The organism is Microbispora siamensis (genome assembly GCF_016863095.1).
Taxonomy (GTDB): domain Bacteria; phylum Actinomycetota; class Actinomycetes; order Streptosporangiales; family Streptosporangiaceae; genus Microbispora; species Microbispora siamensis.
The window spans coordinates 26,475-39,112 of record NZ_BOOF01000033.1; the positions used below are offsets into that span (position 1 = coordinate 26,475).

The 12,638-nt window shown below is 73.4% G+C and carries 9 protein-coding genes; 4 read left to right on the forward strand and 5 right to left on the reverse strand.

Annotated features, from left to right (window positions below):
- The first annotated feature begins 70 nt into the window (after positions 1 to 70).
- Together Msi02_RS26870 and Msi02_RS26875 are read left to right on the forward strand one after the other, a co-directional pair.
- Positions 71 to 781 carry a peptidylprolyl isomerase gene (locus Msi02_RS26870; RefSeq protein WP_204050840.1) on the forward strand — a complete coding sequence of 237 codons (711 nt, stop codon included), beginning with the start codon at positions 71 to 73 and terminating at the stop codon, positions 779 to 781.
- A gap of 70 nt (positions 782 to 851) precedes the next feature.
- Positions 852 to 2,552 (forward strand): WS/DGAT/MGAT family O-acyltransferase, encoded by a 1,701-nt coding sequence (locus Msi02_RS26875; RefSeq protein ID WP_204050841.1) that lies wholly within the window; start codon positions 852 to 854, stop codon positions 2,550 to 2,552.
- A gap of 157 nt (positions 2,553 to 2,709) precedes the next feature.
- Here Msi02_RS26875 and Msi02_RS26880 read toward each other — a convergent pair whose 3' ends face one another.
- Positions 2,710 to 4,011 (reverse strand): serine/threonine-protein kinase, encoded by a 1,302-nt coding sequence (locus Msi02_RS26880; protein ID WP_204050842.1) that lies wholly within the window; start codon positions 4,009 to 4,011, stop codon positions 2,710 to 2,712.
- Between the two features lie 157 nt (positions 4,012 to 4,168).
- Between Msi02_RS26880 and Msi02_RS26885 the strand changes: the two genes are divergently transcribed.
- Together Msi02_RS26885 and Msi02_RS26890 are read left to right on the forward strand one after the other, a co-directional pair.
- Entirely contained in the window at positions 4,169 to 4,780 is a 612-nt protein-coding gene (locus Msi02_RS26885; protein WP_079313960.1) for a TetR family transcriptional regulator, read from the forward strand.
- 207 nt (positions 4,781 to 4,987) lie between these two features.
- Positions 4,988 to 6,817: an MFS transporter gene (locus Msi02_RS26890; RefSeq protein WP_239108738.1), complete on the forward strand. Its 1,830-nt coding sequence runs from the start codon at positions 4,988 to 4,990 to the stop codon at positions 6,815 to 6,817.
- 27 nt (positions 6,818 to 6,844) lie between these two features.
- On the opposite strand, the gene Msi02_RS26895 is transcribed toward Msi02_RS26890, so the two are convergent.
- From Msi02_RS26895 to Msi02_RS26910, 4 genes are all read right to left on the reverse strand, one after another.
- On the reverse strand, positions 6,845 to 7,384 hold the full coding sequence (locus tag Msi02_RS26895; protein ID WP_204050843.1) for a nitroreductase/quinone reductase family protein: 540 nt from the start codon (positions 7,382 to 7,384) through the stop codon (positions 6,845 to 6,847).
- Positions 7,385 to 7,390: 6 nt separating this feature from the next.
- Complete coding sequence (locus tag Msi02_RS26900; protein WP_239108739.1) at positions 7,391 to 8,020, reverse strand: hemerythrin domain-containing protein; 630 nt, start codon at positions 8,018 to 8,020, stop codon at positions 7,391 to 7,393.
- Between the two features lie 91 nt (positions 8,021 to 8,111).
- Positions 8,112 to 11,426 (reverse strand): ATP-binding protein, encoded by a 3,315-nt coding sequence (locus Msi02_RS26905; protein WP_204050845.1) that lies wholly within the window; start codon positions 11,424 to 11,426, stop codon positions 8,112 to 8,114.
- Positions 11,427 to 11,542: 116 nt separating this feature from the next.
- The gene (locus Msi02_RS26910; RefSeq protein ID WP_204050846.1) at positions 11,543 to 12,592 is read right to left on the reverse strand and encodes a zinc-binding alcohol dehydrogenase family protein; all 1,050 of its coding nucleotides are present in this window, start codon (positions 12,590 to 12,592) and stop codon (positions 11,543 to 11,545) included.
- Positions 12,593 to 12,638: the final 46 nt, after the last annotated feature.

Consider the following 12,638-nt stretch of genomic DNA (forward strand, 5'->3'; position numbering starts at 1 on the left):
GGACGGCATGCGGCGCTCGGACGGTCGCACACACCCCGACTCGAGAGCCGCGGCGACGGTGGGGGATCGGGTGATCACGGTCGCCGAGGTGGACCGGCGGCTGCGCCTGATGCGCAGCGGCCCGCTCGCGGCCAGGTTGCCGCGCCCCGAGACCGCCGAGGGCCGCAACCTGCGCCGCTGGCTGGTGCAGGTCATGGTGGCCGAGTCGCTGGCCGAGCAGGAGGCGGCCCGCCTCGGCCTGCCGGCCGGGCACTCGGCACCGCCACGGCCGCAGGTGGCGCTCACGCCGGCCGTCGCGCTCCGGACGGGCGGCGTCGCGGCCGCCGTCCTGGTGACGAGCCCTGCGGCCAGGGCGGTGTGCCGGGCGCTCGCCGCCGGCCGCGAGCCGTCCGAGGACGAGGTGCGCGACTACTACCGGCGCAACCTCGACCGGTTCGCCACGCCGGAGACGCGCTGGGTCCGTCCGTTCGGGCGGGTCCGGCGCGGGCAGATCGCCGGGCCGATCGAGGACGCGGTCTTCGCCGCCCGCGAAGGTGAGACGGTCGGGCCCGTGGAGGGCCCCGGCGGCCCCTGGACCCTGGTGGTCGAGCGGATCGAGACGGCGCGGCGGGAGCCGTACGCGGCCGTGCGGGAGCGGATCCGCGCGGAGCTGGCGAAGGAGAGCGGGGAGCGGGCCTTCGCCCGCTGGCTCGACGCACGGCACGCCGACGCGGTCGTGCTCACGCCGGGGCACGAGCATCCGGCCGACCCGGCCCAGCCCGACGCCGACCACCGGCACTGACCAGCGAAATCCCCGGTTCGAGAGGCTCCCGGGCGGTCCGACCCCGGCGTTTCGGGGCACGTGAGTAGGCATGGCACAGCAAGTCAGCGCCTTCGACGCGCAGTTCCTCAACTTCGAGACGGGCACCAACCTCGCGCACATCGCGGCGCTCACGATTCTCGACCCCTCCGGCAGGCCCGGCGGCATGCTGACCCGCGAGGACCTGATCGCGCTGCTCAAACGGCGGCTGCATCTCGCGCCGCCGCTGCGCAGGCGGCTGGTCGAGGTGCCCTTCGGGCTCGACCATCCCTACTGGGCGGAGGACCGCGAGGTCGACTTCGACTACCACGTACGGGACCTGGCGCTGCCTCCTCCCGGCGACGACCACAAGCTCGCCGAGCAGGTCGCCCGGCTGCACGGGGCACGGCTCGACCGAGGGCGGCCGTTGTGGGAGATCTACCTGATCCACGGTCTGGCCGGGGGCCGGGTGGCGATCTACACGAAGGTCCACCACGCCGCCGTCGACGGCGTCACCGGGGCCGAGGTGCTCGCCGCCGTGATGGACTTCGAGCCCGAGCCGGCCGCCGTTCCCGCCCCGGAGGCCGCGGCCGAGCCGCAGTCGGCCCCCGACGCGGTGGAGATGGTGATCAGGGGCGTCGCGCGGGTGCTGGACAACCCGTTCGCCCTGCTGCGCTTCATCGCCGAGGCGGTGCCGCGGCTGGACGAGGTGCCGTTCGTGGCGCAGCTCCCGGGGGCGGGGCTGGTCTCGCGGTTCGTCCGGGGCATCGGCGGCGGGGACGCCGAGCCCCTGCCCGAGCTGCCGCGCATGGTGGTGCCGCGCACGCCGTTCTCCGGGCCGATCTCGCGGCACCGCCGCTTCGCCTTCGGACAGTTGCCCCTGGACGAGGTCAAGCGGATCAAGAACGCCTTCGGCGTCACCGTGAACGACGTCGTCATGGCGATGTGCGCGACGGCGCTGCGGCGCTGGCTGGCCAAGCGCGACGAGCTGCCCCGCCAGCCGCTCGTCGCGGGGATTCCGGTCTCCACCCGTGGGCAGGCCGCCAACGGCTCGGCCGCCAACGAGGTGATGCTGACCATGACCACCCTGCCGACGGACGTGGCCGACTCGCGCGACCGGTTGCTGTCGGTGAACCGCTCGATGGGCCTGATCAAGGAACGGATCGCCGCGGCGCCGGCGGCCTGGCTCCTGGAGTTCAGCCAGGCGATGCCGGCCGCGCTGAGCGCGCTGGCGGCCAGGTCCGCCTTCCGGATCGCCTCGCGGGCGGCTCCTGCCATGAACCTGCTGGTCTCCAACGTGCCGGGGCCTCAGACGCCGCTCTACGTGTGCGGGGCGCGGGTCACCGCGCTCTACCCGATGTCGGTGATCACGGACGTCAGCGGGGGGATCAACATCACGGTGTTCTCCTACGACGGCAGGCTCGGCTTCGGGATCGTCACCGACCGCGACATGGTGCCCGACGTGTGGGACCTCATCGACTATCTGCGGGACTCACTGGCCGAGTACGGCGCGCTGGCGGCCCCGGCCGAGCCGGGCACGGCGGAGCCAGGGAAGCGCGCGAAGCCGGGAAAGCGCGCGGAACCGGGAAAGCCCGCGAAGCCCAGGAGGACGGCGAAGGCGGGCGCGGCGGCGGCACGCGGCGCGCGGGCGGCCGAGGGGCCGCGACAAAAGCCGCGGCAGGAGCCGCAGGAGCCGCAGGAGCCGCGGCAGGAGCCGGGCACGGCGCCGAAGCCGAGGCGGACGCGCAAGCCTCCGCAGCCGCCGCCCGCCTGAGGTCCTCGGCACACCTTGGCCCACGACCGGCCACCCGCAGGTCAGGAGAGGGCGTCGTCCGTCGTGTGCGGTCCGGCGTGGTCCGCGCCGAGGCCGGCCGTGGAGCCGGGGACGGTAGGGGCCCTGTCCCAGGCCGCGTCCCAGGCCGTGTCCCCGGTCATGTCCCCAGGCCGCCGTCTCCCAGGGCCAGCGCCGCGATCCCGGCGGTCAGCAGCAGGGCGAAGACGGCGGCGATCACGGCGAACACGATCGACTGCCGGGACATGCCGGTGCGCGGCGGGAGCGGAGGAGCCGACCCCTGCCGGGGGCCCTGCGGCCGGTGACCACTCGACTGATGACCACCTGGCCTGTGATCACTTGGCCTCAGGTCATTCGGCCTGGTGCCCGGCACCGCGTTGGGCGCGGTCGCCGCGCGGCGCAGGTCCTGACCGCTCGCGGGAACGCCTCCGGCCGGGCCGGTGAGCGAGTGCCCCGGCGCGGCGGGGTCGCGGCTCTGGACGGGCCGCCCCTCCCCGGCGGGCCGGCCGAGCGCCGCGACCGGCCCGGAGGGGGACGGAGCGCTCCAGACGTCACCGGCCGGGCCCCCGGGGGTGCCGGAGCGCCCGTGATCCCCGGAGGCGGAGCCGTCCGGTGCCAGGGCGGCGAGCGCGTCCCGCAACCCGGCGGCCGTCCCGATCCGCTGGGCCGGATCGGTCGCCATGCCGTGGCGCAGGACGGCGGTGAGCGCGGCGGGCACGCCGGGGATGTCGGGAATCGGCAGCCGGTGCAGCGCCATGATGGCCGCGATGTTCACCACGCCGCTGTCCGGGAAGCGCGGTGGCCTGCCCTGGAGCAGGGCGTACAACGTGGCCGAGAGCGCGTACACGTCCCCGGCGGCCGTGGGCTCGGTGAGGTCGAACGCCTCCGGCGGGGCGTAGGCGGGCGTGAGCGACTCGCGCGTGACCGACACCTCGCCCCGCGCCGCGCCGCCCTGCCCCGGCATCGTGGCCAGCCCGAAGTCCGACAGGGCCACCATGCCGTACGAGTTGACCAGGATGTTGGCGGGCTTGACGTCGCGGTGGAGGACGCCCACGGCGTGGGCGGCGGCCAGCGCGTCGGCGATCTTGATGCCGATGTCGCGCACCTCGCGGGGGCCGAGCGGGCCGGCGTCGCGCAGCCGGTCGGCCAGCGAGCCGTTCGGGCACAGCTCAAGCACCATGTACGGCCGGCCGTCGGGCAGCACGCCCGCGTCGTACACGTCGGCCACGTGGGGGTGTCCGGACAGGGCGCCGGCGGACGTCACCTCGCGCATGAACCTGCGCCGGTCGCGGTCGGAGACGAGCACGCGGTTGTCGACCTTGAGCGCGACCTCGCGGCCCACCGCGAGCTGCCTGGCCCGGTACACGACCCCGAAGCCTCCCTGGCCCAGGATGCCGAGCACCTCGTAACCCGGGACCAGCGGCCCGCCCGCCTCGCCCACCCCGCACCTCCAGAGGACCCGGCGGAACCGTTCACCAGACAATCCCGGACCGGAAAATTCCGGACCGGAAACCCGCGTCCGGCACATTACCGGAGTGATCGCCCATAGGGCCCGGTCTTGATCCAGGCGACGCGGAATCGGCACCTATGCTGTGCTCATGACGGGGCTCACGACGGGAGGCACCACCACGGGAGGCACGACGGGCGGCCGGAGCCCGGAGCGGCGCAGGGACCTGCTCGACGCGGCCGACCGGGTGATCCGCAGAGAGGGCCCGCAGGCGTCGATGGCCGCGATCGCGGCGGAGGCGGGGATCACCAAGCCGATCCTCTACCGCCACTTCGGGGACAAGAGCGGCCTTTACCAGGCGCTCGCGGAACGCCACACGCGCGTCGTGATCGACCTGCTGCGCCCGGAGTTCGCCAGGGCCATGGCCGACCCCCGGGTCCGCGCCCGGGGCACCATCGAGGCGTACCTGGAGACCATCTCGGCCAACCCCAACCTCTACCGCTTCCTGTTCCATCGGGCCAGCGCCGAGGACAGCCGCACCCGCACGCAGATGGCCGCCATCGTCCGCAGCGTCGGCGAGGAACTGGGCGCGGTGCTCGCGGAGGAGGGCGTCGCCGACCCGGTGCGCGCCCGGGTGCTCGGCCACGCGTTCGTCGGCATGGTGCGGGCGATCGGCGACTGGTGGCTGGAGAACCCCGGGCTCGACCGGGACACGGTGGTGGACAGCCTCGTCGACGTGATCGCCGGGGCGCTCACGTCCTGACGCGGCCTCCTCCCGCCGCCTCACATCAGGTCAGATAACGCCCAAATCCGTTTAAGGGCCCTATGGGGGCCTTCATTGCGCATGCCCGCGAAACATCGATGTCATCCGATCGGGGTAATTTAGTTGCGCTAACTAACTGTCCGTCCGTCGCGCGCTGCGCGGAAACAGGCCGTGCGCTGTGCGGACCAAGAGGAGGGGAATCACTCCGTGGCCGTAGCGAACCAGTCCCTGGCGGGGGCGTCGCCGCAGTCGGCGCCGTCCTCGCGGTACAAATGGATCGCGCTGTCCAACACCACCCTCGGCGTCCTGATGGTGACGATCAACCAGTCCATCGTGCTGATCGCCCTTCCTGACGTCTTCCGCGGCATCCACCTGAACCCGCTCGATCCCGGCAACACGGGCTACCTGCTGTGGATGATGATGGGCTTCATGGTCGTCACGGCCGTGCTGGTGGTGATGTTCGGCCGTCTGGGCGACATGTTCGGCCGGGTCCGCATGTACAACCTCGGGTTCGCGGTCTTCAGCCTGTGCTCGATCATGCTGTCGCTGACCTGGATGGACGGCGACGCCGGGGCGATGTGGCTGATCGGATGGCGGATCGTGCAGGGCATCGGCGGCGCGCTGCTGTTCGCCAACTCCACCGCGATCCTCACCGACGCCTTCCCCGTGCGCCAGCGCGGCACCGCGCTCGGCATCAACTCGATCGCCGCCATCGCGGGCTCCTTCCTCGGCCTGGTCATCGGAGGGGTCCTCGCCCCGGTGAACTGGAAGGCGATCTTCCTGGTCTCCGTGCCGTTCGGCGTCTTCGGCACCATCTGGGCGTACGTCAAGCTCAAGGACAACGGCCTGCGGCGCCGGGCGCGGATGGACTGGTGGGGCAACGCCACCTTCGCCGTCGGCCTCATCGCGCTGCTGGTCGGCATCACCTACGGCATCCAGCCGTACGGGACCGGCGTGATGGGCTGGGGCAACCCCTGGGTGATCGCCGCGCTCGGCGGGGGCGTCCTGCTGCTCGCGCTGTTCGCCTGGATCGAGACCAGGGTGGACGAGCCGCTGTTCCGGCTCGCGCTGTTCCGCAACCGCGCCTTCCTCGCGGGCAACGTCGCCAGCCTGCTGACCGCCCTCGGACGCGGCGGCCTGCAGTTCATGCTGATCATCTGGCTGCAGGGCATCTGGCTGCCGCTGCACGGCTACAGCTTCGAGGAGACGCCCCTGTGGGCGGGCATCTACATGATCCCGCTGACCGTGGGCTTCCTGCTGTCGGCGCCGGTCTCCGGCTGGCTGTCGGACCGGTTCGGGCCGCGGATGTTCACGGTCGGCGGCGCCCTGGTCACCGCGGCGAGCTTCTACGCCCTGATGGCCCTGCCGACGGACTTCGGCTACGGCGTCTTCGCGCTGCTCATCCTGATCAACGGCGTCGGCTCCGGCCTGTTCTCCTCGCCCAACCGTGCGGAGATCATGAACTCGGTCCCGGCGGAGTCCCGCGGCGTCGGCGCGGGCATGACCGCCACCTTCCAGAACTCCTCGATGGTGCTGTCCATCGGCGTGTTCTTCAGCCTGATGATCGCGGGTCTGGCGCAGTCGCTGCCGCACACGATGCACGACGAGCTGGTCGCCCAGGGCGTGCCCGCCGCGCAGGCCGAGGGCATCGCCCAGCTGCCGCCGATCGCCGTGCTGTTCGCGGCGTTCCTCGGATACAACCCGTTCCGGCAGCTCCTCGGCGGCATCCTGGACCGGCTGCCCGACGGCGGCGCCCACCTGACGAGCAAGGAGTTCTTCCCGCACCTCATCGCGGGCCCCTTCCACCAGGGGCTGGTCATCGCCTTCTGGTTCGCCGTGGCCGCGTGCCTGGTGGCCGCCCTGTCGTCGCTGCTGACCGACCGCGTCGGCCGCAGGCACCGCGCCGCCGCCCACGAGTCGCTCGGCTCCGAACTCGCCGCGGTCTCCGGCGAGGCCGGCCTGGCCGGCAACGAGCTGGTCGTCCCGGACGAGGAGTTCGACGCCCAGCGCGCCGCGCCGGACACGACCAAGCCCTGACGCTCCGCCGCGTCCCCCACCTCGTCCTCACGGGGGGCGGAGGCGCGGCGGGTCGTGCCGGTCCTCGGCCGGCCGCCATCCCGGCGTACCGGCAGCCGGGGTCACGCCGGAAGGGCGTCGAGGGGGTCGAGCACCACGACCGGGATGTGGCGCGGCGTCATGCCCTTGTACCCCCTCGTAGACGGGGTGCCGCCGGCTCATCATCCGCCACAGGCGCTCGTACTCCTCGCCCGTGGCCTCGATGGCCCGCACCTTGAGCGCGGTGAGCCCGCCGGCGCCGCCCACCTCGATCTCGGCGAAGGGGTCGTGCCGCAGGTTGAGCCACCAGGCGGGAGTGGCGTCGTCGCCGCCGTTCGAGGCGATCACGACGAAGCGCCGGCCGTCCCTGCCGTAGCCGACCGGCCGGGTCCGGGGCAGGCCGGTCCTGCGGCCCCGGGTCGTGAGGAGCAGAACGGGGATGCCGCGCATGGTGGCGGGCCTGCGCCCGCCGGTCCTGCGGTAGGTGCGCACGTGCCAGTCGCAGATGCATTTGATCGCCAGGTTGAACAGGCGGGAGCGTCGTGCCATGTCCGCTCAGCTCCCGAAGACGATCCGCTGGCGGCGCCGGTGGCCGGGGCGCAGCAGTATCAGCAGCAGGCTGAGGATCGGCCCGGCGAGCTTGCGGATGTGCGCCATCTCGTCCGGGCTCGCGTACCGGTCGACCCAGGCGAGCTCGAAACGCGGGTCGCCGCCCCTGAGCGATTTCTCCATCTCCTTCCATTCGGCTGCCGGCACGTACTTCTCGATGACCGGGAAGATCCTGCGCTCCTCCTCTTCGATGTGCTCGTCGATGAGCTCCGACAGCGTGCGCAGCGCGGTCGCCAGGTCGCCGACGCCCCGGCCGCTCGCGAAGGCCCGTGCCGTGGTGCGGACCCGGTCGAGCAGGGGGTCGAGTTCGGAGTGGTCGTCGGAGAGGTCGGCGAGGTCCACGGCGGCGCCCGCCGACCGCTCGATCACCGGCCAGACGACCTCGTCCTCCCTGGTGTGGTGGTGATGGATCGCCGCGCAGACGTCCTCCGCGTAGCGGGCGACGGCGGCGGCGCGGGCGGAGTCCGCCCGTCCGCGTCCCGCGTCGAGGTCCTCGGCGAGCGCGCGGAGCCGGTGCAGGTCGCCGCGCATGGCGCGGTGGATGATGCGGATCCCGGTGAGATCGGGAGTGTCCAAGTGAGCCTCCATGATGTCCGAATCGGTCTCGGAAACCACGGTGGCCCCGCCCGCTAAACGCCTGTTTGGCGGCCACTTGGCGGCGCTGTCCTCACGAATTCACCGTGTCGAGCGCCCGCAGCGCCTCCTCACGCCAGTGCGGCGAGCCGAGCTGTCCGGCGACGGCCGCGGCCGTGGCGTAGTGCTCCGCCGCCGCGGCGGGATCGCCCAGGAACTCCGCCAGCCGCCCGAGCACGAGGCCGGTGGGGCCGAGCGTGATCGCGACGGTGTGCAGGCCGGCCATCTCACCCCGGAACGGAAGGAGAAGCCGGTAGCACTCCTCGGCCACCTCCCGCGCGCCGAGGGCCATCGCGGTGCCGGCGCGGAGCGCCACGTTGATCGTGTGATAGACCCACCGGGTCGGCCAGCGGTCCGGCCAGGCGGACCGGGCCTCCTCAAGACGCCCGGCGGCGACCAGCGCGCCGACGTAGAACTCGTCGATCTCATCGGGGATGGCCTCGCGGGCGGCGGCCAGTTCGGCCACCGACTCGTGCGCACGGCCACAGGCGAGGCGTACGACGAACCGGGCCAGGCTCCCGAAGACCACGTCGTTCTGGCCCCCCGCCTCTCCCATCCGGCCGGACAGCACCGTGTAGGCCGCCTCGGCCTGCTCGAACTCTCCCTCCACCAGGAGGCGAAGGGCGTCGAGGAACGCGATGATGGCCAGGACGAGGCCCAACTGGCCGCTGGTGGAGTATTCCACCGCCCGCGCGGCGTGCGTCTGGGCCGTGGCCCAGTCGTTGCGCCCCAGCGCGACCATGCTCAGCGCGTGGTGAGCGACGGTCTGGTAGCCGAGCAGCCCGTCCCGGGCGGAGATCTCCAGCAGCTCGTGCCCGATCGCCTCCAGCTCGTCGCGGTGGCCCGGCACGAACGTCGCCCAGTAGCGCGCGTTGAGCGCCAGGCACAGCAGGCGAGGGTCGCCGAGGCCGCGGGCGATCTCGACGGCCTCGGCGCTCGCGGTCGCCACGAGCTCTTCGTCGTGACCGCCCATCTCGTAGGCCAGGGCGGCGAGCAGCCGGCAGCGCGGTTCGCCGGCCACGACCGGCAGGCAGGAGCGGATCGCGTCCACGAGGTTGGGGTCGGCAGCGGGGTCGTTCTTCCAGATCATGGGCGCGTCGTTGGCGACCGCGGCGCGGGCGACGGCGAGGGGGTCGCCGAGCCGCCGAGCCATCGCCAGGGCACGCTTGCGCGTGGCCGCCGCCCGTACGAGGTCACCCGCGCTCGCCTGCGCGGAGACCAGGCGGCACAGCAGGTCCAGCCGGAGGTCGTCCGCGGGCTCGGTCGCGAGGTCCAGGGCCTCGAGTGCGCCCTCGAGCAGGGTCGCCGCCTCCCTGTGGGCGTACACGCCGGACGCCTGCTCGGCCGCCCGGCGTGCGTACTCCGCGGCCGCGCGCGCCGTGGCCGGAGTGGCGGCGGCGAGCGCGTGGTAGCCGAGCGCGCCGACGTCCCCCGGGTGCACCCGCTCCAGCGCGGTGAGGACCTTCGCGTGCAGCCGCGTACGGCGCAGCCGGGAGATGTCCTCGTAGAGGGTCTCGCGGACCAGGACGTGCGTGAACCGGACCCTGCCGGGGGCCGGCTCGGTGAGCAGCCCGGCGAGCACTCCCGCCTCCAGGCCGTCGAGGACGGTCTCCTCGTCGCCGTCCTGCACGGCGACCAGCACATCGATGTCGGCGTCCCGGCCCATGACGGCGGCGTTGCGCAGCGTCGTCTGCGCCGTCGCGGGCAGACGGGCGATCCGCCTGCGGATGAGGTCGCGGACCCCTGGCGGCAGCGAGCGCGCCGCCGCTGCCCCCTCGGTCGCCAGCAGCCGGCCGGTCTCGGCCACGAACAGCGGATTGCCTCCGGTGCGCTCGGCGACCGTCCGGGCGGTGCCGGCGTCCACCTCCATGCCGGATCGTTCCACCAGCAGGCGCCGGACGTCGTCCTCCCCGAGCCCCTGCAGGGTCACGTTCTCGGCCGTCTGCACGGCCAGGGCGGCTCCGGTCGCCATCAGGTCGTCGCCGGCCTCGGACGGCCGGTGGGTCAGGACCACCAGGATCGCGGTGCCCGCCAGCCTGGCCCCCAGGTGGCGCAGCAACTCGAGGGTCGTGTCGTCGGCGCGGTGCACGTCCTCCAGCACGAGCAGCAGCGGTCCCGGCACGCTCTCCAGGTAGTCGCCCACCGCCTGGGCGAGCCGGAACTGACCGGCACCGGGGGAGTCCTCCTTCAACAGGGGCGCGAGCCGCGCCTCCGTCGCGGGATCCGGGGGATGGGCGGAGAACAGTGTCCGCAGAACCTCGGTCCACGCCCACGCGGGAGGCACTCCGCCGAGGGTCTCGGGGCACCGGCCGACCGCGACCTGCCAGCCCTCGTCGCCGAGACGGCGCAGCAGGGCGTCGGCCAGCGTGCTCTTGCCCGCGCCGGGATCCCCGCCGACCCAGGCCACGCGAAAACCGTGCCCGGCCTGCCCGGCGGCCGAGACCAGGCGGGCGAGCTCCGCCGTACGGCCGATCACCCGGGGCGGCGGCGCGGCCGGTGACGGAGCACGCGGCGACTGCGCGGCCGCTGCCTGTGCGGCGGGTGGCAGGGCCGGAGATGCGGGCGCGGTGACGGTCTTCGGCGCGTCGAGGGCCTCGCTGTGCGCGAGGATGCCGGCTTCGAGCGCCCGCAGGGCGGGTCCCGGGTCCATGCCCAGCTCTTCCGCGAGCCTGGCCCGAGTCCTGCGCAGCGCCGCCAGGGCGTCGGCCTGCCGTCCGGAGCGGTAGTAGGCGAGGGCCAGGAGCCGTACGGCGTCCTCACGCAGCGGGTGGTCGGCGACGTGCCGCTCCAGCTCCGGCACCACCTCGGCATGCCGGCCGAGCGCGAGCTTCGCCTCCGCGCGATACTCGGCCGCCAGGACCCGCAGCTCCTCCAGCCGCGCCGCCTCCGGCACCGCCCAGTCCTCGTCGCCGAACTCGGCGAAGGCGGCCCCCCTCCACAGCGCCAGGGCCTCGTCGACCACCCGCAGTGCCCCCGCCGGATCTCCCTCGGCGAGGAGGGCCGACGCGGTGTTCACGAGCGTGGGGAGGCGCCACGCGTCGACGGACTCGGCGTCGAGGTGCAGCGCGTATCCGGGTGGAGCGGTCACCAGGACCTTCGCCGGGGTCCGCGGCGCGCGGCCGGGTTCGAGGAGACGGCGCAGGTTGGAGACGTAGACCTGCAGCGCGCCCAGCGCCTTCGGCGGGGGCTGGCCCTGCCACAGGTCGTCGATGAACCGGTCGGTGGAGATCACGTGCCCGCCGGCGCAGACCAGGCGCGCCAGCACCGCCCGCTGCAGCGGCGGCCCCAGATCGACAGGACGCCCGCCCACTTCGGCCCGGAGCTGGCCGAGAACCCATAAACGCACCATTTCCAGGAGAGCTTAGGGACCGTTCCCGTCCCCGGCATAGATCCGCATTCGCCGATCGACGCGCGGCCCGCTCCGGCTCAGGACCGGTGGGCCGCGCCACGCCTGCGGCGGCGCGCTCAGACGGTGACGACGAGCTTGGTCGCCGAGATGCCTCCCCGGAGTTGCCGCAGCGCGTCGGGGACGCGGGCGAGTCCGTGGCCGACGACGGTCGCGTCCGGTGCGGCCCGGTAGGCGCCGGTGGCGAGCGCGGCCGGGAGGAAGCCGGTGTAGATCGCGGGTCCGACCTCGTTGTCCTTGAGGGTGCCGCCCCAGATCCCGCTCACCCGCACCCCGGGTCGCCGTGCCCACGGGGGCCGTATGCGTACGAGCCGCTCGGGCTGCGCCGACGCGACGCGCTTGCTGCCCGTGGTGCGGGACGCGATCGCGACCGCCGGTGCGAGTGACCCGGATCCGATGGCGAGCGTGCCGGCGAGCGGGCTGTCGCCGATCCGGTCCACGATCTCGTCGACCGCGGCGGGGCTGCGGCGGTCGACCGTCTCGGCCGCGCCCAGAGACCTGACGTAGTCGAAGTTGCGCGGAGAGGCGGTCGCCACCACGCGATAGCCGGCGTTACGGGCGAGCTGGATCGCGTTGCTCCCGACGCTCGTCGAACCGCCCCACACGAGCACCGTCTCCGACCGCTCGACGGGGTCGGCGCCGGGCATCGCCAGCCCGAGGTGGTCCTGCTGGAACATGCCGGTCGCCGCGGTCGAAAGCGCCAGCGGCAGCACGGCGGCCCTCTCGAAGGACAGCGAGTCGGGAATCGGGGAGACCATGTGCTGCATGAGCACGACATAGTGCTGGAAGGCGCCCTCCGCCGCGCGGTTCTGGGACTTCTCGACGCCGAACGCGTGCCCGACAACGCGATCGCCCGGTCGTAGCCGCGTGACGCCTGTGCCGACCTCGACGACCTCGCCGGCGACATCCGAGCCCACCACGGCCGGGAAGGTCAGCCAGGGCATGACCACCCGATACAGGAAGCCCGGTATGCCGTCGATGAAGTTAACGGCGACCGCCCGCACTCGGACGACGACCTCGTTCGCCCCCGGGGGTGTGTAGGGGGCGGGTCCCACCTCGAAGCGTGCGCCTCGCTTCGGCAGCCACAGTGCGACGTTCTGCTCGCTCATCTCAAGGTCTCTTTTCCTCTGGGGCGATCGCTGGGCCGCGTCGTCG

Excerpts from the sequence above, each read along its gene's own strand:
- Msi02_RS26875 (WP_204050841.1), top strand. The coding sequence starts at position 852 with ATGGCACAGCAAGTCAGCGCCTTCGACGCGCAGTTCCTCAACTTCGAG.
- Msi02_RS26885 (WP_079313960.1), top strand. The coding sequence starts at position 4,169 with ATGACGGGGCTCACGACGGGAGGCACCACCACGGGAGGCACGACGGGC.
- Msi02_RS26895 (WP_204050843.1), bottom strand. The coding sequence starts at position 7,384 with ATGGCACGACGCTCCCGCCTGTTCAACCTGGCGATCAAATGCATCTGC.
- Msi02_RS26905 (WP_204050845.1), bottom strand. The coding sequence starts at position 11,426 with ATGGTGCGTTTATGGGTTCTCGGCCAGCTCCGGGCCGAAGTGGGCGGG.
- Msi02_RS26910 (WP_204050846.1), bottom strand. The coding sequence starts at position 12,592 with ATGAGCGAGCAGAACGTCGCACTGTGGCTGCCGAAGCGAGGCGCACGC.